This is a genomic window from Pacificibacter marinus (assembly GCF_018860665.1).
Taxonomy (GTDB): domain Bacteria; phylum Pseudomonadota; class Alphaproteobacteria; order Rhodobacterales; family Rhodobacteraceae; genus Celeribacter; species Celeribacter marinus_A.
Map to the genome: position 1 here is coordinate 17,368 of NZ_JAHKPK010000028.1, position 25,435 is coordinate 42,802.

At 54.8% G+C, this 25,435-nt stretch carries 24 protein-coding genes; 20 read left to right on the top strand and 4 right to left on the bottom strand.

Going from position 1 to position 25,435, the window contains the following annotated elements:
- The first annotated feature begins 151 nt into the window (after nucleotides 1–151).
- The 19 genes from KO497_RS09095 (at nucleotide 152) to KO497_RS09185 (ending at nucleotide 18,478) form a co-directional block, all read left to right on the top strand.
- Complete coding sequence (locus KO497_RS09095) at nucleotides 152–1,219, top strand: phage protease (protein WP_215943655.1); 1,068 nt, start codon at nucleotides 152–154, stop codon at nucleotides 1,217–1,219.
- The gene (locus KO497_RS09100; RefSeq protein WP_215943656.1) at nucleotides 1,219–1,653 is read left to right on the top strand and encodes a hypothetical protein; all 435 of its coding nucleotides are present in this window, start codon (nucleotides 1,219–1,221) and stop codon (nucleotides 1,651–1,653) included. The genes KO497_RS09095 and KO497_RS09100 overlap by 1 nt, the downstream gene beginning before the upstream one ends.
- Before the next feature lie 15 nt (nucleotides 1,654–1,668).
- A complete protein-coding gene (locus tag KO497_RS09105) occupies nucleotides 1,669–2,562 on the top strand; it encodes a Mu-like prophage major head subunit gpT family protein (RefSeq protein WP_215943657.1) in 894 nt (297 codons plus the stop codon).
- Between the two features lie 103 nt (nucleotides 2,563–2,665).
- Nucleotides 2,666–3,079 (top strand): hypothetical protein, encoded by a 414-nt coding sequence (locus KO497_RS09110; RefSeq protein ID WP_215943658.1) that lies wholly within the window; start codon nucleotides 2,666–2,668, stop codon nucleotides 3,077–3,079.
- Nucleotides 3,080–3,119: 40 nt separating this feature from the next.
- Entirely contained in the window at nucleotides 3,120–3,548 is a 429-nt protein-coding gene (locus tag KO497_RS09115; protein ID WP_215943659.1) for a gp436 family protein, read from the top strand.
- Nucleotides 3,548–3,985: a phage tail terminator protein gene (locus tag KO497_RS09120; RefSeq protein WP_215943660.1), complete on the top strand. Its 438-nt coding sequence runs from the start codon at nucleotides 3,548–3,550 to the stop codon at nucleotides 3,983–3,985. Before KO497_RS09115 ends, KO497_RS09120 begins: the two co-directional genes overlap by 1 nt.
- Nucleotides 3,982–4,158 (top strand): hypothetical protein, encoded by a 177-nt coding sequence (locus KO497_RS09125; protein ID WP_215943661.1) that lies wholly within the window; start codon nucleotides 3,982–3,984, stop codon nucleotides 4,156–4,158. The genes KO497_RS09120 and KO497_RS09125 overlap by 4 nt, the downstream gene beginning before the upstream one ends.
- Nucleotides 4,159–5,088 (top strand): phage tail tube protein, encoded by a 930-nt coding sequence (locus KO497_RS09130; protein ID WP_215943662.1) that lies wholly within the window; start codon nucleotides 4,159–4,161, stop codon nucleotides 5,086–5,088.
- Between the two features lie 52 nt (nucleotides 5,089–5,140).
- A complete protein-coding gene (locus KO497_RS09135) occupies nucleotides 5,141–5,473 on the top strand; it encodes a hypothetical protein (protein ID WP_215943663.1) in 333 nt (110 codons plus the stop codon).
- A gap of 101 nt (nucleotides 5,474–5,574) precedes the next feature.
- Nucleotides 5,575–5,829 carry a DUF1799 domain-containing protein gene (locus tag KO497_RS09140; protein ID WP_289846669.1) on the top strand — a complete coding sequence of 85 codons (255 nt, stop codon included), beginning with the start codon at nucleotides 5,575–5,577 and terminating at the stop codon, nucleotides 5,827–5,829.
- Nucleotides 5,826–8,459 (top strand): phage tail length tape measure family protein, encoded by a 2,634-nt coding sequence (locus tag KO497_RS09145; RefSeq protein WP_215943665.1) that lies wholly within the window; start codon nucleotides 5,826–5,828, stop codon nucleotides 8,457–8,459. The genes KO497_RS09140 and KO497_RS09145 overlap by 4 nt, the downstream gene beginning before the upstream one ends.
- Complete coding sequence (locus KO497_RS09150; protein ID WP_215943666.1) at nucleotides 8,456–8,878, top strand: hypothetical protein; 423 nt, start codon at nucleotides 8,456–8,458, stop codon at nucleotides 8,876–8,878. The genes KO497_RS09145 and KO497_RS09150 overlap by 4 nt, the downstream gene beginning before the upstream one ends.
- Nucleotides 8,875–9,399, top strand: coding sequence for a hypothetical protein (locus KO497_RS09155; RefSeq protein WP_215943667.1), 525 nt, complete (start codon nucleotides 8,875–8,877; stop codon nucleotides 9,397–9,399). The genes KO497_RS09150 and KO497_RS09155 overlap by 4 nt, the downstream gene beginning before the upstream one ends.
- Nucleotides 9,396–9,851: an NlpC/P60 family protein gene (locus KO497_RS09160; protein ID WP_215943668.1), complete on the top strand. Its 456-nt coding sequence runs from the start codon at nucleotides 9,396–9,398 to the stop codon at nucleotides 9,849–9,851. The genes KO497_RS09155 and KO497_RS09160 overlap by 4 nt, the downstream gene beginning before the upstream one ends.
- Nucleotides 9,848–13,198 carry a TipJ family phage tail tip protein gene (gene gpJ, locus KO497_RS09165; protein WP_215943669.1) on the top strand — a complete coding sequence of 1,117 codons (3,351 nt, stop codon included), beginning with the start codon at nucleotides 9,848–9,850 and terminating at the stop codon, nucleotides 13,196–13,198. The genes KO497_RS09160 and gpJ overlap by 4 nt, the downstream gene beginning before the upstream one ends.
- A gap of 11 nt (nucleotides 13,199–13,209) precedes the next feature.
- Nucleotides 13,210–15,939 (top strand): hypothetical protein, encoded by a 2,730-nt coding sequence (locus KO497_RS09170; RefSeq protein WP_215943670.1) that lies wholly within the window; start codon nucleotides 13,210–13,212, stop codon nucleotides 15,937–15,939.
- Between the two features lie 485 nt (nucleotides 15,940–16,424).
- Complete coding sequence (locus KO497_RS09175; RefSeq protein ID WP_215943671.1) at nucleotides 16,425–16,868, top strand: DUF2852 domain-containing protein; 444 nt, start codon at nucleotides 16,425–16,427, stop codon at nucleotides 16,866–16,868.
- A gap of 110 nt (nucleotides 16,869–16,978) precedes the next feature.
- A complete protein-coding gene (locus tag KO497_RS09180) occupies nucleotides 16,979–17,467 on the top strand; it encodes an RDD family protein (RefSeq protein ID WP_252729594.1) in 489 nt (162 codons plus the stop codon).
- 150 nt (nucleotides 17,468–17,617) lie between these two features.
- Nucleotides 17,618–18,478, top strand: coding sequence for an arginyltransferase (locus tag KO497_RS09185; protein ID WP_215943672.1), 861 nt, complete (start codon nucleotides 17,618–17,620; stop codon nucleotides 18,476–18,478).
- Between the two features lie 15 nt (nucleotides 18,479–18,493).
- Here KO497_RS09185 and KO497_RS09190 read toward each other — a convergent pair whose 3' ends face one another.
- The 4 genes from KO497_RS09190 to KO497_RS09205 form a co-directional block, all read right to left on the bottom strand.
- A complete protein-coding gene (locus KO497_RS09190; RefSeq protein ID WP_215943673.1) occupies nucleotides 18,494–18,958 on the bottom strand; it encodes a hypothetical protein in 465 nt (154 codons plus the stop codon).
- A gap of 155 nt (nucleotides 18,959–19,113) precedes the next feature.
- On the bottom strand, nucleotides 19,114–21,468 hold the full coding sequence (locus KO497_RS09195) for a TRAP transporter large permease (RefSeq protein ID WP_215943674.1): 2,355 nt from the start codon (nucleotides 21,466–21,468) through the stop codon (nucleotides 19,114–19,116).
- A gap of 49 nt (nucleotides 21,469–21,517) precedes the next feature.
- Nucleotides 21,518–22,447: a TRAP transporter small permease subunit gene (locus tag KO497_RS09200; RefSeq protein ID WP_215943675.1), complete on the bottom strand. Its 930-nt coding sequence runs from the start codon at nucleotides 22,445–22,447 to the stop codon at nucleotides 21,518–21,520.
- Nucleotides 22,448–22,609: 162 nt separating this feature from the next.
- The gene (locus KO497_RS09205; protein WP_215943676.1) at nucleotides 22,610–23,704 is read right to left on the bottom strand and encodes a TRAP transporter substrate-binding protein; all 1,095 of its coding nucleotides are present in this window, start codon (nucleotides 23,702–23,704) and stop codon (nucleotides 22,610–22,612) included.
- 309 nt (nucleotides 23,705–24,013) lie between these two features.
- Here KO497_RS09205 and KO497_RS09210 point away from each other — a divergent pair, with 309 nt between their 5' ends.
- Nucleotides 24,014–25,435, top strand: a complete 1,422-nt coding sequence (locus tag KO497_RS09210; RefSeq protein WP_215943677.1) for a cache domain-containing protein — start codon at nucleotides 24,014–24,016, stop codon at nucleotides 25,433–25,435.

Below are 25,435 nucleotides of genomic sequence, written 5' to 3' on the forward strand. Positions count from 1 at the left end.
AAGCGAGTATTTTTATCAAAGATGCAGCTTATTCACATATGGGCTAACCAACCGCCCAAAATACGCCACCCTAACATCGTGATCTAACCCAATACCCCGCCCCCCTTGGCGGGATTTTTTATGGGTTTTTATCGGGCAATTTAAGCCCATCATGAACACACCAAATCACATAACCGCCCTTATGGCAGCCCAGACCATCGCGCCTGCACAGGCTGGCGCTGCGCCTGAGTGGATCCATCTTTTGCCCGGTGGCGAACAGGTTGAAACCGGCGACAAGCGCGGGCCGTATCACATCACTGATGCGCAGGCGATTATCGACGCCTCATTCGCCAATGACAGCCGTCTCGCCGTTGACGAAAACCATGCCATCGACTTAGCAGCGCCCCAAGGTGGGGCCTCACCTGCGCGTGGCTGGATCACCGAGATGCAAGCGCGCGACGATGGCATTTGGGGCAAAGTTGAATGGACCGACGCAGGCCGCGAGCTTGTTGCCACCCATGCCTATCGCGGCATCTCCCCTGTCATCACCCACACAAAGACAAAGGCCGTGCTCAGCATTTTGCGCGCCAGTCTGGTCAATCAGCCAAACCTTAAAGGTCTGGCCTCTCTCAACTCACAGCAACAGGAAACAGACATGAATTTCATGCAACAGATGGCCCAGAAACTTGGCCTCGGTGCGGATGCGTCCGAGGGCGATATTTTCGCCGCAGCTGACGGTCTCAAATCGGATGACACCAGCACCGCCCTGCAATCGCAGATGTCCGAGATTGGCACAGCCCTTGGTGTGGATGGCGGCGACAGCACGGCCATCTTGGCTGCAGCCAAAGCAGTGAAATCCACAGGCTCAGCCGAACTCGTGGCGCTGCAGGCGACCATCACAGAACTCGGCAAAACGGTCACCGCACTGCAAAGCTCGAACACCACCGACAAAGCCACCGCCTTTGTTGATGAGGCCATCAAAGCCAAGCGCGTGGGCGTAAAGCCGCAACGCGATGTGTTCATCGCCATGCATGCCGAGAACCCCGAACGCACAGAGGCCTTGATCAACGCCCTGCCCGCCCTTGATCCATCTGGCATGTCTGATTTGCCACCCGCTGCAGAGAAAGACGGCAAAATCGCTCTCAACGCGCAACAACGCGACGTCGCTGACGTGCTTGGCCTGTCGCATGAAGACTTCGCCAAATCACTGGCGTCCGACCCTAATCAGGAGGCCTTATAATGACTGCTTTGATCGCAGGCCGTAACACTCCGGCCAAAGCTGGTGATGTGCAAGTGGGGCTGGTTGCCGCCGCTGTAAATATCTTCGCGGGGGCCATGCTCGTGCGCAATGCCTCTGGCCACATCCTGCCCGCTGTCACCGGCGCAAACCTGATCGGCGTGGGCCGCGCCGAGGTTGCCGTGGACAATTCGGATGGGGCTGCAGGCGACGCGACCGCCACCTTCACAAAAGGCCGGTTCCGCTACGCCAATTCCGCAGGTGCTGACGAGATCACCATCGCCGACATCGGCCAGCCCTGTTTTGCCGTCGATGATCAGACCGTCGCCAAGACCGATGACACCGGCGCGCGCTCAGCCGCTGGCATTGTTGAAGACGTCGACGACTTAGGCGTTTGGGTTGAATTCAACGAAGCCCTGACACGCGCTGCGCTTTAACTAAGGATTTCAGATATGCTTATCACAACAACCTCATTGGCCGCTTTGCGCACCGGGTTTTCTCTCAAATTCAACGCTGCTTTTGGCGAGGTCACATCCCTGCGCGACCGTGTGGCCGAGACCATTCCCTCCACCGATGGCGAGAACCTTTATGGCTGGCTCGGCGAATTGCCCGGCATGCGCGAATGGCTTGGGGCGCGCGTCATTCATGGTCTCAAAGACCACGACTACCGCATCGTCAACAAAGACTTTGAGCTGACAATCTCCATCCCGCGCAATCATATCCTTGACGACAAACTGGGCACCTACGGCACGCGCTTTGCTGCCATGGGCCGCGCCACAGGGCGTCACCCGGAACAACTGGTTTGGGAAACGCTGCTCGCAGGATTTACATCGCCTTGTTATGACGGCCAGCCCTTCTTTGACACCGACCATCCGGTGATCGATGAAGACGGTGAGATCATCACCGTTGCCAATACCGATGGTGGCTCCGGCGCGCCGTGGTTCTTGATGTGTACCAACGAGGTGATCAAACCGATCATCTTCCAAGAGCGCCAAAAAGCTCAGTTCGTCTCACTTGATAAGCCGACCGACGAAAACGTCTTCATGAACAAAACCTACATCTACGGCTCAGAGTCGCGCTGTGGTGCGGGCTATGGGTTCTGGCAACAGGCTTGGGGGTCAAAGCAAGCGTTTAACGCCGCCAATTACGAGACTGCTCGGACAGCCTTGCAGTCGATGAAAGCAGACTACGGCCGCCCATTGGGCATGTCGCCAAACTTGTTGGTCGTTGGACCAAGCAACGAGTCTGCCGCACTCAAGCTGATCAATTCCGAATTGGGTACCGGTGGCGAGACCAACCAATGGAAAGGCACAGCCGAAGTGCTGGTCGTGCCTTGGCTCGCATAACCAAGATTACGTGCCACATCACGTGATTGAGCGGTCCGGCAGCACATCGCCGACGACAGCAAGACCGGACCGCTTTGTTCAATTGATCCCACAGGAGACCCCCATGACAGATCGCAAGACACTCGAAACCCACGCCACCGAGCTGGGCATTAAATTCACCGACGGCTGGAAGGATGAGACGATTGAGAACCGCATTGCCGCTCAAGAGAAGGCCAACGCAGAGGCTAACGAAAATGCCGCGACGGGCGATGTGATCGGCTCAACTGATGTGACCAGCTCTACTGGTGTGACCAGCTCAGCCGACAGTAGCGCAACAGGCCAATCTAGCGAAGACCAGGAACACTCCAAATCAGGCGGCTATGTCGATGTCACCGGCCCCGCCAAAGGCCGCTGGCGCATTGGCAAGCACTTCACTCGGCAAACCCAACGGATTGCATTGGCGGACCTCAAGAACGGTCAGTTGGATGCGCTCGAAGCTGATCCAGAACTCGCTGTCACTGTCGTGCCAACAGCGTAATTCGCCCTCGTTTAACACCCCCTAAAACAGGTTTCCCCCCGTGTCTTATACCGACCTAGATCAGCTCACAGACCGCTTTGGCAGCCAAATGCTTGTCAATCTGACGGATCGCAGTGATCCACGCGGCCACGCGGTGGACACCGATATCGTGGATCGCGCCCTTGCTGACACGCAGGCCGTGATCGACGGGCATCTCGTGGGCAAATACGCTTTGCCGATCACAGATGTGCCGCCCTTGATTGCCGAATTGGCCGCGACCATCGCGATCTACAAACTGCACATCTACACCCCTGATGAGAAAATCGGTGACGATTACAAACAGGCTTTGCGCTCTTTGGAAAGCATCGCCAAAGGCACGATCAAACTGTCGATTGAAGGCGCGCCCGCCGCAGCCGGTCAAAGCTCTGGAGCACGTCTGACAGACCGCAAACGCCCCATGACCGCCGCAAACATGACGGGCTTTATCTGATGGGCATCGTGATTGCAGACGTGATTGCGCGGCTCGAAGATCAGGTCGCAGACCTACGCAGCGTTGAAGGCGTGGCCGATTTCACAACCTTGCTGAAGCAAAACGCCCTGCCCCAACAAACGCCTGCGGCCCATGTGGTGCCCACCGGCATTCGCGGCGGCAAGCCTGAGACAGCGACAGGCGTTTTTACCCAACCCACATCTGAGGCCGTCGCCGTCATTTTGACTGTGCGCTCCAACGACCAAGCGGGCGAACGCGCTCTTGAGGCCGTTGATGCGCTCATCGAGAGCACCATTGCCGCCATCGCAGGGTGGTGCCCCGATGACGAGCTGGGCCTGTTCCAACTTGAACGCGGCCACGTCCTGTCAATGTCGGCTGGCACGCTGATCTACCAGATCGATTTCTCCATCGCAGACCAACTGAGGATCACATCATGACCCAAACATCCAAGGCCAAGGCATCAAAGGCCAAAACCACGCCGCAACCGCTTCCGCAAACAGGTGGCAGTTTCACACTGGAAAAAGGGGCGCTGACACCAACCGCAAGCGTGAAATCCGCGCCGCAACCTGCCTCAAAACCAGATGCAACATCGCCCGTAAAGGACGCCTAGATGACCAAATATTACCGCAAGAAAATCGTCCTGTTCAAACTGGAAGACACCTATGGCGTTGATCCGACACCAACAGGTGCTGCCAATGCCATCCTCACCACAGAATTCAAATGGATGCCGATGGAAGGCAATGATGTGAGCCGCGACCTTGAGCAGCCCCACATGGGCGCACAGGGCACGATCCCGACCGAGCTGCACGCCAAAATCACCTTTAATGTCGAGTTGTCACCATCAGGTGTGGCAGGCACCGCCCCAGCTTGGGGGCCTCTGTTGCGCGCCTGCGGCGTGGCAGAAACCATCGTTGTGGATACTTCCGTCACCTATAATCCCGTCAGTGATGGCCATGAAAGCTCCACGCTGTATTTTGGCTTGGATGGCACCAAATACGTCAGCCACGGTGCGCGTGGTACCTGCACTTTGGATTTCACCGCTCAGGGCATTCCTTACCTGCGCTTTGAGTTCACCGGGCTGTTTTCTGTGCCTGTTGAGCTGGCGATGGATGCGCCTGTTTTGACCGCGTTCAAAAAGCCGCAGGTCGTCAGCGACACCAACACCACATTTGACCTTGATGGCACCGCGTTGATCTTGCGCAAACTGGCCCTCAACCTTGGCAACTCGGTCGAGACCAGCTTTTTGGTCGGCGAAGAAATGGTCGACATCACCGGAAAAGAAGACGCGGTCGAGTTCACGGTCAAAGCCGTGCCGCTGACCTCATTCAATCCCTACGCCGCTGCCCTGTCGGATGATGATCTGCCGCTCAGCTTGGTACATGGCAAAACCGCCGGACGGATCGCCACACTGGCCCTGCCAAAGATCGAAATCCAGCGCCCGCAAAGTTTGGAAGACGTGAGTGGCAAGGTCGAATGGCCGCTGCGCGCGCAGGCCTTGCCGACTACTGGCAATGATCAGTGGACGCTTACGCTGACTTAATCCGCCACCACTTTCCAAAAGAATAACGCTCTAAACACGACAGGATAAATCCATGTTTAAGATCACAAAATCCCACGCCTTCACCCACACCGTGAACGTTCAAACACCCATTGATGGCGATCAGCATCGCGAGGACAGCTTTCAGGCGCGGTTCAAAATGCTGCCCAGCGATGCGCTCGACGCCTTTGATATGAGCACAGATCAGGGCACCAAAGACTTTTTGCGCGCCGCAGTTCTGAGCACAGAGGATGTGATGGGCGAAGACGACAAGCCCGTGGCCCATTCCTCAGAGCTTCTGGAGCAATTGATCGCCGCCTACAACGTCCGCATCGCCATGGTGAACACCTATTTCAAGGCCGTCACCAAAGCCCGTTTGGGAAACTAAAATGGGTTGGGCGGGCTTGGGCCACAGGCACGCTCGACCATGACACCCCGAACACCGAGCTGGCAGATGACGCCGAACTTTGGGGCATTGAGCCGGCTGCCCTGCCCCAAAGCACTGATGAAGATCACGCCGTTTGGCAAGAAAACTTGAATGCCGTGCAGGCGTTCCTGCGGGTCAGAACCCAGTGGACTGTGGTCGGTGTTGGCATGGCGGGGATGGTCACGGTGGGCCTGAACTACGCAGGCGTCAAAATCGGACTGGACTGCGCAGGCATAGAGATCACGCCAGAGCTTTGGGACGATCTTTTAGTGATTGAAACAGGCGCGATTGAAGCGCTGAACGAGAGTTTAAAATGACGTTTAACATTGCCATTCTCATGCAGGCTGAAGGCAGCGATGCGCGCGCTGAGATTACAGCTGTGGGCAATGAAGCCAAGAAAACCACTGGCGCTGTCAAAGGCATGGGCAATGCCTCAAAGACCACCTCAACCCAAACCAAAGGTCTAGGAACAAGCGCGGATCAAGCCGAGGCGCGCATCAAAGGTCTGACGGCCGCCGAGCGTCAAAGTGCAGCGGCAGCGACGGCCTTGGGCAACGCCAACCGCGTGGCGGCAGGTCAAACCGCCAACCTTGTGGCCCAAGGCAATGACGTCATGGTCATGATGATGGCAGGTCAAAACCCACTGCAATTGGCGATGCAACAAGGTACGCAAATCTCGCAAGTCATCGGACCGATGGGGGCTGCAGGCGCGTTCAAATCCTTGGGCAGCGCTGTCTTGGGCATGCTCAACCCGATCAGCTTGGTCACAATCGGCAGCATCGCGGCTGGCGCTGCCATGGTCAATTGGCTGCGCGACTCCGGGCCAGATGCGGTGACGCTGGACGATGCCTTGAGCGATATGGGCGACAGCGTTGAGCGCTATATTGCCCTGCTGGAAAAAGCCCAATCGCCTCTCGCTGATCTGCGCGCGGAATATGGCGACATGGCCGAAGAGGCACGGCAAAACCTTGTGGAACTGGCAGAGATTGAGCGCCGTCAAATTCAGCGCAATGCCGCACAGGTGGCCTCATCGATCACCGGCGGGCATGGCACATATACCCAAGGCCATCAACAGGTCAAAATCGCCGATCAATTCGATCTCAGCCTTGATGGCACAGGGCGCGAATTGGGCCGCGCATTGGTCGGCCCCGTCATTCAAGCCTACGCAGACTTGGATGACGCGGCCCAAAGATCAATCTCTGAGCAGATCACAGCTTTTGAGCAGCTTCTCACCGTGTTCAGGCGCGCGGCGGATGGCGTGGGCGGGATCACAGCCTCCGAAGATGCAACCTTAAAAACGCTCATGGAGCAGCTTGCAAATCTACGCCGCGTTCAAGCCCAAGACCCCGGCGCCGATAAGATCAAAGCGGGCTACGAGCAATATTATCAAAGCCGCATTGCCTCTGAAGAACACCTCGCCTCATTGCGTACCGCAGAGGTGCAAGAGCAAGCCAGCATTTACGGCCTCTATGCGCGAACGCGGGTTGAAAGCGATGGCGCTGCCAGCTCGGCGCAGGCTCAAATCAACACCCTGCGCGATCAGGCATCCTTGCAAAACATCATCGCCCAGTTTGGCGCAGACAGCCATGAGGCGACGGTTCTGCGCACCATGCAAGAGCGCTTGGCCTATGCAGCAACGGTCAACACGCGAGACGTCAGTCAAAGCGTAAAAGACGAACTTATGGCGTCTTGGGATGCCGCCAATGGTCTGTCTGGCGTCAACACATCGGCGCAACTTGAACTGGCCGCGAACCAAGCCAGCCGCATCGCCAATGAACTGGCCCGTGCTGTCGACAATGCAATTTCACTGGCCAACCAAGGCGTCGGTGCTGCCGACCGCGCACGGATCAATTACGAATTTCGCGAAGATCCGATGGGCAAAGCAGCTGCCTTGGCGCGTGCTGAATTTGACGCCCGCACTGAGCTGCCAGATGGGGCCGACAGCACGCTTGTAAATACCGTCGAACGCGAACGCCGCGAATTTGTCTCCGCGCGCGTTGAGGCCGCTGGTTACACAGAACAATTGCGCCAATGGCAAAAGGCTCAAAATGAAGCAGCGCGTTCCGGCTCAGGTGCGGCCAAGGCCACAGATCAACAGCGCAAAGCCGTCACCGATCTGATCACAGGCCTGCAAGATGAAATCGCCATTCTGCAAGTCACCGATCCTGTGCAAAAAGAACTGCTGCGCAACCGCGAGGCCATGATTGGTGCGACGGATGCCGAGCGCCAAACCATTGGCGATCTTATCGCACAGCGCAACCAAGAGACAACAACCCTAGAGACCCAAAAAGAAGTTTGGGGCGAGCTGCGCGGCACCGCTTACAGTTTCTTTGAAGACCTGCGCTCAAGCGGTGGCGATCTGGAACAGGTCTTTGCCAATCTCGCAGACCGCATCGCCGACATGGTGTTTCAAGCGGCACTTTTGGGCGAAGGGCCTCTGGCGGGTATTATTGGCGGCGGCACTGGCGGTGGTTTGCTCGATACGGTCTTGGGCGCTGTTTTTCCCAGCCTTGCATCGTCAACCACGGCTGCCATTCCAGCAAAAGCAGAGGGCGGGATGATCCACGGCGCGGGCGGCCCCAAGGATGATAAAATCCTCATGTGGGGCTCAAACGGCGAGTTCATGATGAACGCCAAAGCCACAGCCAAGCACCGCCACCTTTTGGAAGCGCTCAATTCTGGCGGCAGCTTACCGGGCTTTGCCAATGGCGGCGCAATCGGCGGCGGCAGTGCATCATCTATGGCCCCTCAAATCAACATCTTGCCGATGAACAACAGCTCAGTACCGCTCAATATGGAAGTCCAAGAAGACACCGGCCCGCGTGGTCAAAAGCAACAAAAGCTGGTCATTTCCGACACCGTCGCGACGGGCCTATCTGGTGGTGCGGCCAAGAGACAAATGTCGGCTCAATATGGGTTACGTCAACGGGGGACTGGACGCGGATGATCCTTTCTTGGCCAGACACTCTCCCCAAACCTGAGCGCAACACATGGCAGCTATCGCCTCAGGATGCGCGCCACAAGCGCCAGCCCGACCAAGGCCCTGTGAGCTATCGCCGCAAGTTCTCCTCTGTGGCGAAAATCGTCAGCTTGTCTGTCGATTTAGATCGCAATCAAAAGGCGATTTTCGACAATTTCTACCACGACGACTGCGCCGAGGGCACGCGCTTGTTTTGGATGCCAGACCCAACAACAGACGGCTGGCCGTTGCTTACCTCTGACGGTCGCCCGCTTTTGACCAGTGACGGTGCCCCACTGCTCATGTCGGCCAAGTGGCTGTGCTCCTTTGGCGATCAAGTGCCGGTTGAGACGATCTCCGGTCAGGTCAAGTTTCGCAAAAATTTCAACGTGCAGGTGATGCCATGAGACGCCTATCGCTAAACGCGCGCGCCGCCCAAGATGCGTTGGCTTCAGCTGAGATCGAAGTGATCTTGTTCGAGATCAACCACCCCAGTTTGGACGCGCCTATTCGGCTGTCCACAGACAATACAGAGCGCCTATCAACCGAGCCTTTGATTTACGGCACGCGGTCCACTTGGCGCGGCGCTGACCCTGCCACCGAACCCTTCATGTGGGTGGTCGCCTCGGCCATTTTACCATCCGACAGCCAAGATGACGCGGGCGAAGCGCAGATCGTTTTGGATGTGCTCGACGCCGAATATGCCGAGCTGTTGTTGAGTTTCACCGATCTGGCCACCTTCCACATGGCCTCCGTGATGGCGTTATCCCCAAACGTGGTTGAGCTGGAAGAATTGGACCTGAGCCTCACCGTTGCCGAGATCGCAGACACAGAAATCAGTCTGACCTTGTCGCGCCAAGACATCGAACTTGAATTTTACCCAGCGGGCCGCATGACCCGCACAAAGTTTCCGGGGCTACACTTATGAGCTGGTCAAACAAATACATCGGCATTCCACAAGCAGACTTGGGCCGCACCCGCGAGGGCGTGGATTGTTGGGGGCTTTTGGATGTGGTGTTTCGCGAAGAGCTGCACATCTCCCTGCCCGACTATCTGGACTATGGATCGCCTGATGAATTGGAAGAGATTTCCACTTTGATCGATGGCGCGAAACACTCGCCGCTTTGGGTGCCTGTGTCCGGACCCGCTATGGCCTTTGACATCGCGCTGTTCAGACGTGGCAAGTTTTCCTCTCATGTCGGCATCGTCGTGCGCCATGGCTTGATGGTGCATGTCGTGGGCACAGATCAAAGCAAGCTTGAGCGTTATGACCAAGGGCGTTGGCAACACCGCTTTGAGGGCCATTGGCGACATCGTTTAATGGCCGATAAATACCCTGTTCAACGCCCTGTTCAAATCATCACTGAGGCCGCAAAATGACCCAAAATGCTGGACATATTCCTGTCGTTGCCGCGCCGCATTGGAACTGGGACGCCGAGCGCATTCGCTTGCAAGCGCCGCATGGGTTTACGGTTGATCAGATCGTGCGACTGGCGTTGGCGGGCATAACAGAAGACGAGCTGATGCAGGTCCGCGTGGCATTGTTCACGCCCCTTGGCATCGACTTTATGCCACATGACCTATGGCAGCGCGTGCGCCCCAATGCGGGTGTGCAAGTGGTGATCCGCATCGTGCCCGCCAAAGACGCGCTGCGCTCAGTTCTATCAATAGTAGTGGCTGTTGGGGCGGCGGCTTTGGGCGGTCTATGGGGCGCAGGTCTGGGGTCTTTGCTTGGCACATCCACCGCCGTGGGCACCGCGCTTGTGACCGTCGGCGTCACCTTATTGGGCAACCTGTTGATCAACGCGCTGATCCCGCCAACCCAAGAGGACGAGGTCAAAAACACCTATTCGATCTCAGGTCTCAAGAACCGTGCGGTGCCCAATGGCGCGGTGCCGGTTGTGCTTGGCAAAATGCGCGTGGCCCCGCCTTTCGCAGCCCTACCCTACACGGAAATCGTCGGCGATGATCAATACATTCGCACGCTGTTTGTGATCGGCCAAGGCGAAGTCTCCGTCGACGACATGCGCATCGGCGAGACCAGCCTGTCCGAATTTGACGAGGTGGAAATCGAAGTCCGCAGCGGCATCGATGGCGATCTGCCGGTCAGCCTATATCCAAGCCAAGTGGTTGAGGAACAGATCGGCGTTGAGCTGACGCGCCCCTTGCCGCGCGATGATCTGGGCGACGTGATCGACGGCGAGGATGCCATTGAAACGCCTATCGTGCGCACCACGGGCGCGGATGCCTCTGGGGCATCGGTCATTTTTGCATGGCCGTCAGGATTGGTGAAGTTCAACGACGACGGGGATAAGCGCAGTCACAGTGTCAATCTGCGCATCGAGCAGCGCTTGGTTGAGGCCAGTGAATGGCAGCTTGTGACAGAACTCAACGTTACGGCCAAGAAGGCCGAGAGCTTTTACCGTCAACATACATGGCAGTTCCCAAGCCGTGCGCGCTGGCAAGTGCGTTGCACCATGCTCACAGACGAAAGCACCAGCTCGAAAGAAACGCAGCGCACCAATTGGGCCGCGCTTCAAACCCTGCGCCCCGAATATCCGCTGAACTATCCGCGCCCCTTGGCGCTGGTCGCCCTGCGCATCAAAGCCACGCACCAACTGTCTGGCGCGCTGGACACGTTCAACTGCCTTGTCAGCCGCATTTGCCCAGATTGGGACGCCGCCTCTGCCACATGGATCACCCGCGCCACAGAAAACCCCGCAAGTCTGTATCGTCATATTTTGCAAGACACGGCCCTGCCCACACCGCGCACAGACGCCCAGCTTGATCTGGCGCTGTTGCAAGACTGGCATGAGTTCTGTGATTTGAACGGTCTGACATTTAACAAAGCCCTGTCTGAGACCAGCACAACCCTGCGCGATGTTATGGCAGAGATCACAGCAGCTGGACGCGCCACACCGCGCCATGACGGGCTGACTTACGGCGTGGTGATTGATCGGCCTGTGCCCGCTGATGAGGCCTTGATCGTGGACGAAATCTCCCCCCGCAATGCTTGGAGCTTCAAAACCACGCGGTCTTATTTCGAGCCACCGCATGCCTCTGTCGTGACCTTCTTGGATGCCGACAATGACTATAAAGAGACCCAACGCCAAATCCGCTGGCCCGACTATGAGGGCGACATTGAAATCACCGAAGAGCTGCCCATGTCCGGCAAGGTCTACGCCTCTGAAGTGTGGCGTGAGGGCCGTCGTCGCCAGTTGGAAGCCAGCTATCGCCCCGACACGTTTGAGGTCACGCAAGACGGGCGCATTCGAACTGCGACGCGCGGTGATGATGTGATGGTCAGCCACTATTCGATCTCGCGCGATCAACAGCCTGCGCGGGTCAAACGTGTGTTTGGCGCATTGATTGAGCTGGATGATCTTGTGGAGATGATTGAATCTGAGACCTATGCGATCCGGTTTCGCTGGTTCGAGACCGCAGACGATGTGATCGGGCAGTCTATTGTCAGGATGGTGCAGACCGTGCCGGGCGAGAGCCGCGTTTTGACCCTTGTGGGCATGGGGCCTGTGCCCTCGCCTGACAGCCTTGTGCAGTTCGGCACATCAGACGCCACCGCGTTTCACCAGATCGTGCGCACGGTTGAGGGCACGGTGGATGATTGCTCGATCTTCAAGATGGTCTCCGCCGCCCCTGAGATCGACATCGAGCTAGCCGCAACTGAGATCCCCGCATGGTCCAGCCGTGTGGGTGCCGAGATTGACGCCAATCTGTTGCAGCCCTCTGCGCCGCGTTTTACATCGATCACGTCCGGGATTTCTGGCACGGATACAGCGGATTTGATCACCTATTTGATCGCGCCTGGTTCTGGTGCCATCTCGACGACATCCTTTGAGATCGACCACAGGCTGGCAGGCGAGACCGTTTGGATCACGACCACAATCTCAGCGGCCAATGGCGGCGGGACGATTGAGGGTTATGCCACTGGTGACGCGGTGGAATTGCAGGCGCGCGGCGTTAGTTTAACGGGCATTGAAGGGCCATTTACTGGCATCGTTTCCTTGGTTGTTGGCGCGGATGACGCCGACATTCCAGCCGCATTGGATGACGACAGCATCACAGTCACCACGCTTTTGGGCGGGGCACTTGTCCAGATCGCGACCGGCGATGATGCGGCCACGACAGCCTTGCAACTCTACCGCTCGACATCTGCCACGCTGGACCGCGAGACCGATGCCGTTGGCCAGCCAATACAGGTTGAACCGCAATCGAGTTACTCCACAGCGCTTGGCGATACCACCCGCGAAAACCTTGTCTCAGGCGGTGCGATGACCGATGCCGCCGCGTGGGATTTGGATGCGGGCTGGGCCATTGCGGGCGGTGTGGCCAGCCATACGGCTGGCACGGCAGACGCGATTGCGCAAAGCTTTGCGGCCACCGCTGGCAAGTATTATCGCCTTGGATTTACGGTCGCAGACACCACCGCAGGCAGTCTAACGCCGCGCCTCACGGGCGGGTCGATCCGCGCGGGCACAGCCATCACAGCGGGAGGCACTTACAGCGACCGCATTCAGGCTGTCACTGACAACGACACGCTGGAATTCCTTGCCGACGCTGGCTTTGACGGCGCGCTCGATGAGGTCACCGCCTACTTGGAAACCTCTGGCTGTCTCGATCAAGGCACGCATTACATCTGGATCGAGCCGCAAAACGCGGACGGTCTCAACGGGGCCGTATCAGGCCCTTTTGAAATCAATATCATTTAGGAGAGCATGACATGGCAAATGGTGTCGATACGAACAACCTTCCAACGATCCCGATCTCAACAAGCATTGTTGTCAACGGGCCAGATGGTACGGGACAGCAGGCGACAATAGACTTTGCAGCGCAGCTTGCAGGGTCTGGTGCGGTTGCTGATAGATTAACGAGTATCGCGGGTGATTTGACGGAAAAAGAAGGCCGCATCACGGCTATCGAAGCTTCGCAAACCTCAAACGGCATTGTCGCCACGAGCTGGACGGATGGCCTTGAAGACATCACGCCCACAATGCTCAACCAAGGCGCGGAGATCATCGGCACCGACAATGGAACGCACTTAGACCCAAATACAGCAAAGGTTGTATCAAGCACGGGTCGGTATTTAGCATACGGCCTCAATGCAGGTGAATGGACCCGCATTGGTGATAGTATTCTAAATAGTTTAGAGGACATGCAAGACGTCGTCATTGACAACTTAACAAATCATCAAATTATAGGTGAAACTGCGCCTCAAGTCGGTAACGAAAACGGTTATGATCAGGTGTTCATTCCTGCATCGGCAACAAGTGACGGTGAGAGAAAACTTACAGAAATTACAGGGACATACTCAAGTGTCGGAACGGTTTACGTGTTCCGAGCACAAATTGACCTAGCGACAGGTGCTTTCAACCTTATAGAAACCATCGGCACTTACACATCAAAGATCGCAACTGCGCACACAACTTATGCTTCTGAAATAAGTGGTGAAGACATTGTTTTACTTGATGGCGAAGTCCTTGGCTTTGGGTTCAACCGTATCAGACGGACATCTGGCGTGCCGGGAGGGAAGTGGCTTCAAACTGGAGACAATCAGCCAGAAACACTGCCCAGCTCTGGTGTTGGCACGTTGGTCACTGGAGACAGGCTTGAGCTGGGGTACAGCCTAACGCGGATTGGTGTGACAGATAAACGCTTATCGGCGATAGAGGCGTCCGTGTCTGATCTTGAGGCGGGCTCCCAAACTGTCACAGTTGCGAACAGCAAAGTCATTGCAATCGGCGTCGACAGTATTCAGGCGGGCCATGATTGCTTGAAGTCAAAATCAATACCGTCTCGCCTGTCAAATTTGCTTGATTGGCAGGTGGCCAATGTATCTAAGCCGGGGCGAGATGTTCTTGGAACATACGAAGACATCATGGATGGCAGCACGACGCCGACCTTCTCAGATGTAAATCTGGAAGAGATGAACGTGACGCACATGATAGCTCTTTCGGGTGCGAATGATGGAATTTTTGCAGCAGAGGCGCTTTGGTATTTGCAAGAAAACTGGCGGCGCTTGGGGCTGGCTCTCCAAGCCGCTGGGATTTTGCCGATTTTTGGGGCTCAAGTTTCTCGCAATCGTACCTATATGTCCGCGATCTATGGCGCAGCCCAAAGCCTCGGAGTTCCGTTTATTGATACCGGACGAGTGCGTGGGCAAATGGGCGGATGGCCTTCGTGGCAAAACAGATCAGGGCACCTCAATCCACGATCAAACTGGTCTTACGTCATGCCGATGCTTGATTATATTAGAGATGAGCTTGGCGCACCTTTGCAATCGGTGAAGATGTTCCGCCCACACCCTCTTGCGTCGGGAACTTTGGACGACAGGTTATATGACAGCCCAGAGCAGCGGTCAGAGCATTGGCGCGAGATCACCGTCGCGCACCAACATGTTGCGGAGACCGTGAAGCAATATCTGGACGATACGTCAAATGCTGGCTTCACCACTGCTGGAATTGTGACTGAGGCGGACGAGTACGCAATCGCCCGTGCAGGCGGATCTCTCGACTTTGAGGACTATGTGCTGATCGAAGCCACGCTGCCGGTGCGCTGTGCTCATACGCTCGCAATGACGCTGAATGTACCGTCAGGGGCTACTGTCTACGCTCGTGACTGGGATTACGATGACGGTCTGATGGAGAAGACCTTGGACGCAAACTACTTATCCCATTTAGGGAGGGCGCAAGGCGCATGGGTCGAGATTGCTGCAGAGGACGGGGATGAGTTTGTCTTTGCCGAACCAAAAGGATGGCTACTTGATCGCAAGGTTCAGGTGGTTATTGCTCTGTCTGGTCCCTTTTCTATGACGCCGCCATCTTTCCGCGTCGTGGGTGACATAATTACGTCCGATAAAGAGCTGCGCACGGCGTTACCCGTCGTCCGTAGTGATGTCCAGCTCGTTGCAACGCCAGCATTTGACGCATCACTTACGGACTGGATGACAAGCGGATCACCTGTCGCGGACGCTCCCGCTGATGTGGCGTTCTTGCCGCTGAACCCCAATACTCTATCCCGTATGACGCATGTGGCGGTCATAACTGACACAGACACCGTGTCTCAGACTGTCACCATTGCGGCAAGTGAGGTGGATCGCGTGGTGGAGCTTGAGGTTTGGTCTCGGTACAATCCGCCATTGTTTCTCGATAATACTGCGCATGGCCTAGCCGCAGATCAGTACACAGATCTGACCACCAGCACCTTCCCCAATGACGCCTCAATCACCGACGATAGCCTAGACTGGATCTGGGTTAATATTGAGGTGGCCGATGGATCCAACATACCTGCCACAGGCGGCGTCATTTACAAGCGCATGGCCACGACCGTCTGGACGCCTCATGCAGTTAAAATACACATCCCAGCGGGGGAGGTTGGGACATTCACATTTGCCCTGAGTTCGGATGGGGACGATCTAGAGGTGGCGAAGGTATCAGCGAGGGTCATGCAGTGAGTGCGCCGTGACACCAATATTTGCAGCGACGGACGGCGGGCTGGCCGTCAATCAAACACCGCCACCTCGCCGTTAAATAGACGTTTACAACCGTTTAAATCCAGACCAACAAGAGCGGCCTTAAACGGTCGCTCTTTTCACACCCATCACCGCGACAACCATAAAACGTGTTTGCTGCAACTATTGGTGTCATTCACTGCAAGAATCCGTGTCGCGCTACATTCACCCAATTCACAGCGGCAACTCAAAAACACGTTTGCTGCAACTTTGCGTGTCATTCACTGCAAAAATGTCTGTCGCGCTACATTTACTGCAATAATCTCCTATCGAACCACAAATAAGAAACTGAAATAAAACAAAATTAAAATTAATGTAATAAACATTCACATACCCCCTTGCAAAATGATCACTCAAACCCAATCTTGGTAATGTGAAAGGAATTTACATACTTTCAAACACACAAACATAACCAGGAAAGACACCCAATGACACATGCCGCTGATTTTGAAACTGTCCCTGCCCGCCCTCTCGGTTGGTTTGCACGCGCAGAAAACTGGCTCGACGACAAAGGCAAAGGCGCCTGGATCGCAGCCATGGTGCTCGGCTTTATTTTCTTGTGGCCGCTTGGCCTCGCCCTTCTTTTTTATATGATCTGGAGCAAACGTATGTTTAACAAATCCTGTTGTGGCACAGGCAGCCATCGCCGTGCCCGCCACGCCGCTTTTAAATCTTCTGGCAACTCAGCGTTTGACGCCTACAAAGCCGAAACGCTGCGCCGTTTGGAAGACGAGCAAGGCAGCTTTGAAGCCTTTCTTGAACGCCTGCGCGCCGCAAAAGACAAATCCGAATTTGACCAGTTCATGAATGATCAAAGCAAAAAAGCAAGCGAGCTGACTGAAACCGACAAAAGCGCCACCCGAGACGCATAAGTCATAAGCTCAGCGGCAATCGGTACGGGTGTGCCACCCTCTCCCACGGCACACCCGATATCGCCCTACCCGCATTGCTTTTCAGAAAACCGATTTAGTGACACACTCCCATGACCCTTATTTTGCACGAGGCAGAAACGATGTACCACGACGACACCGCCCTTTGGGGCCTTCCCGACCCCCACAGTCAGAGCGGTTTTTATGAAAACCTGCCGACAAAGCGCTTGATTGCCTTTGTGATAGACCTTGTGGTGGTTGTGGTTTTGGCCGCGTTGATCGTGCCATTGACGGCCTTTACGGGGATCTTTTTCTTTCCGTTTTTGGTGGCGGTGGTCAGCTTTGCCTATCGCGTCGTAACCCTGGCCCGTGCCTCTGCCACCGTCGGGATGCGGATGATGGGGATCGAATTTCGCACAGCAAAGGGCGAACGTTTTGATCTTGGCATGGCCGTTTTACATACCGGCCTTTTCACGGTTTGGTCCTCAATGGGACTGCCGCAAGTGGTTTCAGTGGTTTTGATGTTAACCACGGCCCGCAAACAAGGTCTGTCGGATGTGATCTTAGGCACGGCCGCGATCAACCGGCCGTCACAGTTTTAACCAAACCGAAACCTGTCGAATGTTAACCAAAGGGCGCAATTATGCGCCCTTTTGCGCAGTTTGCATTGCATTTGAACTCTTGCGCTCTTGCGGGGGCACAGGGGTTTGCTACAATAAACCCATCCCAAAAGAACGGTCCGTTTCCCAGTTATGCGTCATTCGCTTCCACATGCTCCGCAGTTTTACGTGACCACGCCGCAGGCTTGCCCCTATCTTGATGGTCAGATGGAACGCAAACTGTTCACGGCCTTGCAGGGTGAAGGCTCTGTTCAACTCAATGACAGCCTGTCCAAACAAGGGTTCCGTCGTTCGCAAAATGTACTCTACCGACCCACCTGTGTGGACTGCAATGCCTGCATGTCTGCGCGTATTCGCGTCAAGGATTTCGTACCAACCAAAAGTCAAAAGCGCGCTGCCAAGAAAAATGCCTATCTTAAACGCACAGCCACGTCCCCTTGGGCAACTGAGGCGCAATACGAAATGTTCCGCGAATATTTGGAGGCCCGTCACGCCGATGGCGGCATGGCCGATATGGACGTATTCGAATTCGCTGCAATGATCGAAGAAACACCGATCCGCACACGCTTGATCGAATATTATTCCCCAGAAACAGACACAAACACCCGCACTTTGGCGGCAACTTGTTTGACCGATTTGTTGGATGACGGCCTATCCATGGTCTATTCGTTTTACAAACCGGAATTGACCAAAGACAGCCTTGGCACTTTCGTCATTTTGGACCATATCGAGATCGCCCGCGATGCTGGCCTGCCTTACGTTTATCTGGGGTATTGGGTACCGGGGTCGAAAAAGATGGGCTATAAAGCGCGCTTTTCAGCGCTTGAAGTCTATCGAGATGGCGCTTGGATCAATGTTGATGATCCCGACACTTTTGAAGCCCCGGCAGCAGATGAGGACACCCAACCCATCGCAGAACAGGTCGCCAACATCAGCTTACCTAACCGCGAAACTGATGAATTGGATATGCCATCAACGATCACTGAGCTGTAAAAACCCCTTTGATCGTCAATGATATGCAGCCCGTTTGGGTCGGTTGAAAATCGCCTGACCAACATTCCCCCCGATCAATAAGCCCAGCTGTTGCGCAAGCCCAACGGCCATTGGCACCACATCGGCACGCAATAACAACATGCCCATGAGCATTGCGTCTTCTGCGTCGCCCTCTGCCGCCAAACGCACAAATTGCGCAAAACTCGCCTCATCTGCGCCAATACAGTTACAGGCCCCGCCATGTGTCATTAAAGGGCGCCGCGCATTGCGTGTTACGAAGCCCATAAGAGTGTCGAAAGCCGACCGCGCGGTATCAGCACGTTCAATATCCGTCAGCGCGGCATAGTTTTCCCATAGGTCTTTTTCCCCCGCAGTCCCAAAGGTTCTGAGCGCGGTGATCAAGAACAAGGTCTGCGCATCCACCGCCTCCACACGAGAGACAGGGGCAGCGCCAGCAAGACGCGGGTCGAATTGGGTCACGGGCGACTCCTTGAGTTAATACTTTACTATTTAAGTAAGATTGCAGAGTGCACACCAAAAATCAATACCTGATTATTTTAGTCACATATAAGGCCGCACCCCATAAAAAAGGCCCCGCAAGTTGCGAGGCCTTTCTCAATACATCTGTTTAAACTTTACCGCGCCAAAAGGTTCGGAATGATCGTGACCACATCAGGGAACAACCACAAAGCGGCAAGCCCGGCGACTTGGATCAAAACGAACGGAATGATCCCGCGATAGATATGCCCTGTGGTGACAGAGGGCGGCGCCACACCGCGCAGGTAGAACAGCGCAAAGCCAAAGGGCGGCGTCAAGAACGAGGTCTGCAAGTTTACAGCGATCATGATTGTCACCCATTTCGGGTCCATCGTACCGCCGTAGATGACGGGTCCGACGATGGGCACAACGATGTAGATGATTTCAAGGAAATCGAGAACGAACCCCAGAACAAACAACACAGCCATGACCAGCAAGAAGACAGTGAATTCATTGTCAAAACTGCGCAGGAATTGCTGAATGTAATGCTCGCCTCCAAAGGAAATCACCACAAGGTTCAACAGTTGCGACCCGATCAAAATGGTGAACACCATCGAGGTCACCTTGGCCGTTTCGCGCACCACGACTTTCAGCGTGCCGTCCCCAAGCAAAACATAGCAAGAGTACAAGATGCCAAAGAAAGCAAAGTAGTAACAGCCAAGCGCCACGAGATAAGCGACCCAGTCCTCAAACGGCACATCATCCCGCGTGATCCGCAGATCAAAGTTTGCGCCAACCAAGATCATCACAACCACAGCGAAGGCTCCGCCGATGATAATCTTAGACACTTGTTGCTGATCGCGCAGCTTGCGGTAGGCGGCCAGCAATAGCGCGCCCCCTGCCCCAAGACCTGCAGCCGGTGTCGGATTGGTCACCCCACCCAAGATCGAACCAAGCACGGCCACGATCAAAATCAGCGGTGGGAAAACAACGCGGAACAATTCATTGCGCGCCAAGTTGATCACAGCCGTTTTCATACCAAACGCGATCAACGCGAAGGGAATAAGATAGATCATAAACGCCGTGCCTGGTGAGGTCAGAGGGCTGACAAACAACATGTCCAGCGCCAAGACCGCAACCACGCCAACAGCGCCGATAACCAAAGGACGTGCGTCAGATGACAGGGACACGCCACGGCCAAAGCCCAAAGCGATGGATAACATCACCATCACAACCAAGATGCCTTTGCCGATCAATGGCGCATCAGCAACGGCCTGTGCGGTCAAATCGAGCATTTCAGCATCTGTACGGCGCACGCTTTCTTGCGAGTTGCCGCTGTTGTTGATCGCCAGTTGCTCTGCAACCGCCACGTCCCAAGCCTCTTGACCATGCAAAGTGATCATCGCCGCTTGGCAAGTCTCGTTGACATTTGTGCGCAGGCTGGCACGGTCGCCTGTATCTGTGAACTGGTTCACTTGGATGGCTTGCGATCCTGCAAGACCAAACTGACCGGACATGATCGCCATACCGATGACAAACACAGGCATAGCAACAAACCACAAAATACCTTCGCGGCGTGTGATTGGCTCAGATGAGGCTGATTCAAAGTGAACGGGTGGCGCTTTGGACGGGTTAAAAAGCGCGTAGCCAAAGGCGTAAAGCGCATAGAAGCCTGCCAGCATAACACCCGGCAAAATCGCCGCTTGGAACAATGTCCCAACAGAAACAACCGCAGGTTTGCCCAAATACGTCAAAGCGTCGGTACAGCCAAAGGACTGCGCACGCGCCTCTTGCGCGGCAGAATACAAATCGCCCGCAAGCGTGCCGAGCAATACGATTACGATGGAGGGCGGAATGATCTGCCCCAAAGTGCCTGACGCTGCAATCACACCGGTTGCCAATTCAGGCGAATAATTGTGTTTTAACATCGTCGGCAAAGACAATAGACCCATGGTCACAACCGTCGCGCCCACGATACCGGTAGAGGCCGCCAAGAATGCGCCCACGATCACAACGGACACAGCCAAACCACCAGGCAGCGGGCCAAAAACACGCGCCATTGTGGTCAGCAGATCGTTGGCAATCTTGGAACGTTCCAAAACGATACCCATCATCACGAACATCAAAACAGCCAAAAGCGTCTCGATAGATGCCCCCGCAAACACGCGTTCGTTCATTCGATTGACGATAAACGACAGATTGCGATCCATCGCCCGTTCCCAACCGCCTTCAAACAAGGGCTGCGCGTAGGTGGGCAGATCAGGATACCTGAAATGCGATATGTTGACGGGGTTTATACCCGATGCGGTCAAATCTTTATAGGCCTGCGACCCCGTGTCGATCGCCTCGTGGACCAAAATACCGGCGCTGTCGAGCGCAGCGATAATACCAAAGGACAAAAGCCCTGCGCCGCCGATGGCAAAGGCCACCGGAAAGCCTGTTAAAATCCCAGCAAACAGACTGAGGAAAACGATAATGAGGCCAATTTCTACGCCATCAAGTCCGAAAATCATGAGCCGAGCCCCTTAGTGCAAAGGTTGATATATGTGGAGTAGGTCATGATCAATGCGTCCCCTCAAAGGCTTCTTCGCCTGCACCAAGCGTATCTTTGTCCAAGTATTTCCCAGCGCTTTCTTCGCCCTCTACGAACTCAAGGAACGAGCGATAGAAAAAGGCTATTGCTTGAATAAATATCAGAACAAGGAAGGATAAGATCAGGATTTTAAACATGAAATACGCATTGAACCCATCGCCGGTAAAGGACACGGTTTCCACATTCCATTTCACAATCCGCGCTTTGCGCAGCATCAGTTCCAACTTGTCTGAGGCCGAGACCTTTGGCGTGATCAAGTGACGCCACAAGAAATACCATGCGTACATCCATGTCAGCACCGCAACAGGGATCATGAACATCAGCGACCCGAACATATCGATCGCGCGTTTCACACGGTGAGATACGCCCGCATAAATCAAATCCACGCGCACATGGCTGCCCTGCACGAAAGCGTAGGACACACAGAGCGCCACAACGATGGCGTTCTCGAATTTGATGCTTTCAGACCACCATGTCACTGATTGGGTAAAGCCTGTCCCGAAGGGCGCTACCGAAATTTCACCGATACGGAAAATCGATTGCAAGAACACGATCATAATCTGTTGCAGCACCATCAGAAGACCCGCCCAAGCAGCAAGTCGCCCGACGCCGTTGGTAAAGCCTTCGAACAGGCGCACCACGCCCCACAAAAAATCGCGTTTGAAAAATCCGATGATTGTGACGATGAGGAACAGATCAAAAAATACGAAAAACAGTTCGGTGGAACCGCCGTAATAGACAAAGCGCAAAAGGCTTTCTTTGTTCGACCAATCCAGCCAAAGGCTTGGATGCGAGATCGCATAGGCCATGTGCCAAAAGCCCATGCCAATACTGCTGATCAACCACCAAATCCCGCCAATGACAGCCCCTAGGGCCGATGTTGCGGCGTCTTCTTGCATGTTTGGATGTCTCCTGAATCCCCAGACCTTTTTGGCATCACGCGCAGAACAAGCGCAGTGCAAAAAAGGTCATCCCAGTAAAAAAAGCCAGCCACAAGGGCCAGTCAAAAGGAATGCGCGCAAAATAGCGCACATTCCAATCATATCAAGCTGTTATTTAGCTTACTTAAGGTTAGACAAAACGCGGTCACGTTGCGCTGTGTACACACCGTCAGACCGGCCAGCCCAACCAGATGTTGCCGCCATAGCAGCTTCGGCAGAATTACGGATATCCGCAAACATTGTGTCGTCCATATAACCGTCAAGCACCTCTTTAGAGCCTGCACCGTAAGCATCCCAAACATCATCAGAGAAAGACATGATTTGGGTGCCGCCAGAGATCAAACGCTCAAGCGCTGGTCCGTTATTCGCCATAAACAAAGAGTAGTTGTGCTGATGCGCATCACCAGACGCCACCTCGATCGCTTTTTGCTGCGCTGGCGTCAGCTCGTTGAAAAGCTCCAAGTTGGTAGCAACAGACAAAGCTGCACCTGGCTCGTGGAAGCCCGCTGGGTAGTAGAAGTCACAGACTTCTTGCAGGCCGAGTTTTTCATCAGACCAAGGACCGATCCACTCAGTGCCGTCAAGCGCGCCAGTGGACAATGCTTGGTAGATTTCGCCACCCGCCATGGTCACAACAGATGCACCGAGTTTCGCCAAAGCTTCGCCGCCAAGACCCGGCATACGGAATTTCAGACCCTGAAAATCAGCCGCTGATTTCATTTCTTTGCGGAACCAACCGCCACCTTGACCACCAGTTTGACCGGCGATGAAAGATTTCAGGCCAAAAATTTCGCCAAGTTCGTGGTGCATTTGCATGCCGCCCATACCGTAGTACCACACCATCATTTCAGGCGCAGTCATGCCGAAAGGAACGGTTGTGAAATACGCCCAAGCAGGGTGCTGACCTGTAAAGTAGTAATCAGCGCCGTGATACATATCGGCTTGGCCGGATGTCACAGCGTCAAATACTTCAAGACCGCCAACAAGTTCGCCTGCGGCTTTTGGCTCGATGGTCAACTGGCCATCTGTCATCTCTGTGACGGATGATGCAAAACGCTCAACAGAATCCCAAACACCAGCAAGGCCACGAGGCCAAGTTGTGACCATCGTCAAAGTACGTTTACCTTGAGCGTAAGCAGGTGCTGCCAATGTGGCTGCTGCGGCTGCGGATGCACCACCAAGTGCGGATGTTTTCAAAAAAGAACGACGATCCATAGAATAGTTTCCTCCCGTTAAATCTATGACAAGTTCATAGCCTTGTTTACGGCGCTACAATTGCAAACACGGCGCCCATTGACGCCGATATTTGAAACCGACCTCACGCAATAAAAGGCCAAACTCACAAAAACGATACCTTTCCTTACCAAATGGATAAATACCCAAGTCTACGTAGACCTGCTGGTTTTGGCGACTTTTTCGGACAAATCGCATATATTTTGTGTCATAGACAAACGTCGTCTTCGCATGCATTGACGGCAAAGCGCTTGCGCCTATCCTGCGATTCGACCAGATAAGGCCCCACTGATGTTAAAAAGACTGACGTCCCTGTTACCTTTGAGCTATGCGCAAAAGCTGTTTTTGCTGGCCACGATACCGCTTTTGCTCGCGGTCGGGGCCATTTCTGTACTGGTCGCACATCAAGCGCGTGAAATGGCCGAGCGCGAAATATCAGAGTTAGAAAATCAACTGGTTTCGGCAAAACAAGAAGAATTGCAAAACTATCTGCAACTGGCGCGCGCCTCGATTACCGCCGAATACAACCCAGCTGGTCCCAATGACGCAGAGGCCAAACTGAAGGTGACGCAGATCCTGTCAGCGATGACCTTTGGGCGCGAGGGATATTTCTTTGTCTTTGAGTATGATGGCACTAATCTTGTTGCCCCTCGGCGAACGGACCTGATCACACGCAACTGGGCGGGGCTGACCGACAGCCAAGGCACACCAATCGTCGATGAACTGATCAATTTGGCGCGCAATGGCGGCGGCCATCATTCCTATATGTTCACCAAGCCCTCGACGGGCGAAGAGGCGCAAATGATGGCTTATGTGATCGGCTTGCAAGATTGGCAGTGGGCGATTGGCACGGGGGTTTTTGTCGATGACGTGCTTGATTCTGTGGCGGCTGCGCGGGCCGAAGTTGAACAGCGCGTGCAAAAGACGTTCTTATATATCGGCGCCATTGCTTTGACGGCCGTTTTGTTGGTGTTTTTATCGGGTATTTTCATCACCGTGCGCGAACGCAGATTGGCTGATGCCAAGCTCAAAGAGCTGACTCAGCGTATTTTTGACACGCAAGAAGAAGAGCGCATTCGCGTGGCACGCGAGCTGCATGACGGGATTTCGCAGATTTTGATCGGGGCGCGATTTGCTATGGATTTGGCTTGGCGCAGGCTGCAAAAAGGCGATACGCGCGCCAAAGAAAGTTTGGAAAAAAGCGTCAATATGCTGGGCGGCGCTATTTCTGAGGTGCGTCGCATCTCGCGCGATTTACGCCCTGGGGTGCTGGACGATCTGGGGCTTGGCTCGGCGCTCAAATCCGTTGCCGAAGAATTCGAGAGCCGCACAGGAATCGCGACCTCATTGGAAACCGTGGTGTTTCGCAATCGTCTGGATGAAGAGGCCAAAACTGCTCTCTTTCGCATCGCCCAAGAAGCTCTTACCAATATCGAACGTCATTCAGGAGCGACCGAAGTGCATATCAGTGTGCGCGGACACAGGACGGGAGCGACGATGATTGTGCGCGACAACGGAAGCGGGATTGACATTGGAAATGGCAAAAAGGGCCTTGGTATCGGATTGCGCAATATGCAAGAACGCATGGAACATCTGGACGGCACTTTGACCATCACCCAACTGTCCCCCGGAACATTGATTGACGCCACCGTGCCACTCAAGCATATCTTACCCCCTGCAAAACCAGTGAAACACAGTCCAAAAGCCAGCTAA

Coding starts and splice junctions, on each gene's coding strand:
- KO497_RS09145 (WP_215943665.1), top strand. CDS start 5,826: ATGACGTTTAACATTGCCATTCTCATGCAGGCTGAAGGCAGCGATGCG.
- KO497_RS09195 (WP_215943674.1), bottom strand. CDS start 21,468: ATGATTTTCGGACTTGATGGCGTAGAAATTGGCCTCATTATCGTTTTC.
- KO497_RS09095 (WP_215943655.1), top strand. CDS start 152: ATGAACACACCAAATCACATAACCGCCCTTATGGCAGCCCAGACCATC.
- KO497_RS09180 (WP_252729594.1), top strand. CDS start 16,979: ATGACCCTTATTTTGCACGAGGCAGAAACGATGTACCACGACGACACC.
- KO497_RS09130 (WP_215943662.1), top strand. CDS start 4,159: ATGACCAAATATTACCGCAAGAAAATCGTCCTGTTCAAACTGGAAGAC.
- KO497_RS09210 (WP_215943677.1), top strand. CDS start 24,014: ATGTTAAAAAGACTGACGTCCCTGTTACCTTTGAGCTATGCGCAAAAG.
- KO497_RS09110 (WP_215943658.1), top strand. CDS start 2,666: ATGACAGATCGCAAGACACTCGAAACCCACGCCACCGAGCTGGGCATT.
- KO497_RS09100 (WP_215943656.1), top strand. CDS start 1,219: ATGACTGCTTTGATCGCAGGCCGTAACACTCCGGCCAAAGCTGGTGAT.
- KO497_RS09120 (WP_215943660.1), top strand. CDS start 3,548: ATGGGCATCGTGATTGCAGACGTGATTGCGCGGCTCGAAGATCAGGTC.
- gpJ (WP_215943669.1), top strand. CDS start 9,848: ATGACCCAAAATGCTGGACATATTCCTGTCGTTGCCGCGCCGCATTGG.
- KO497_RS09150 (WP_215943666.1), top strand. CDS start 8,456: ATGATCCTTTCTTGGCCAGACACTCTCCCCAAACCTGAGCGCAACACA.
- KO497_RS09155 (WP_215943667.1), top strand. CDS start 8,875: ATGAGACGCCTATCGCTAAACGCGCGCGCCGCCCAAGATGCGTTGGCT.
- KO497_RS09175 (WP_215943671.1), top strand. CDS start 16,425: ATGACACATGCCGCTGATTTTGAAACTGTCCCTGCCCGCCCTCTCGGT.
- KO497_RS09170 (WP_215943670.1), top strand. CDS start 13,210: ATGGCAAATGGTGTCGATACGAACAACCTTCCAACGATCCCGATCTCA.
- KO497_RS09200 (WP_215943675.1), bottom strand. CDS start 22,447: ATGCAAGAAGACGCCGCAACATCGGCCCTAGGGGCTGTCATTGGCGGG.
- KO497_RS09205 (WP_215943676.1), bottom strand. CDS start 23,704: ATGGATCGTCGTTCTTTTTTGAAAACATCCGCACTTGGTGGTGCATCC.
- KO497_RS09160 (WP_215943668.1), top strand. CDS start 9,396: ATGAGCTGGTCAAACAAATACATCGGCATTCCACAAGCAGACTTGGGC.
- KO497_RS09105 (WP_215943657.1), top strand. CDS start 1,669: ATGCTTATCACAACAACCTCATTGGCCGCTTTGCGCACCGGGTTTTCT.
- KO497_RS09185 (WP_215943672.1), top strand. CDS start 17,618: ATGCGTCATTCGCTTCCACATGCTCCGCAGTTTTACGTGACCACGCCG.
- KO497_RS09125 (WP_215943661.1), top strand. CDS start 3,982: ATGACCCAAACATCCAAGGCCAAGGCATCAAAGGCCAAAACCACGCCG.
- KO497_RS09135 (WP_215943663.1), top strand. CDS start 5,141: ATGTTTAAGATCACAAAATCCCACGCCTTCACCCACACCGTGAACGTT.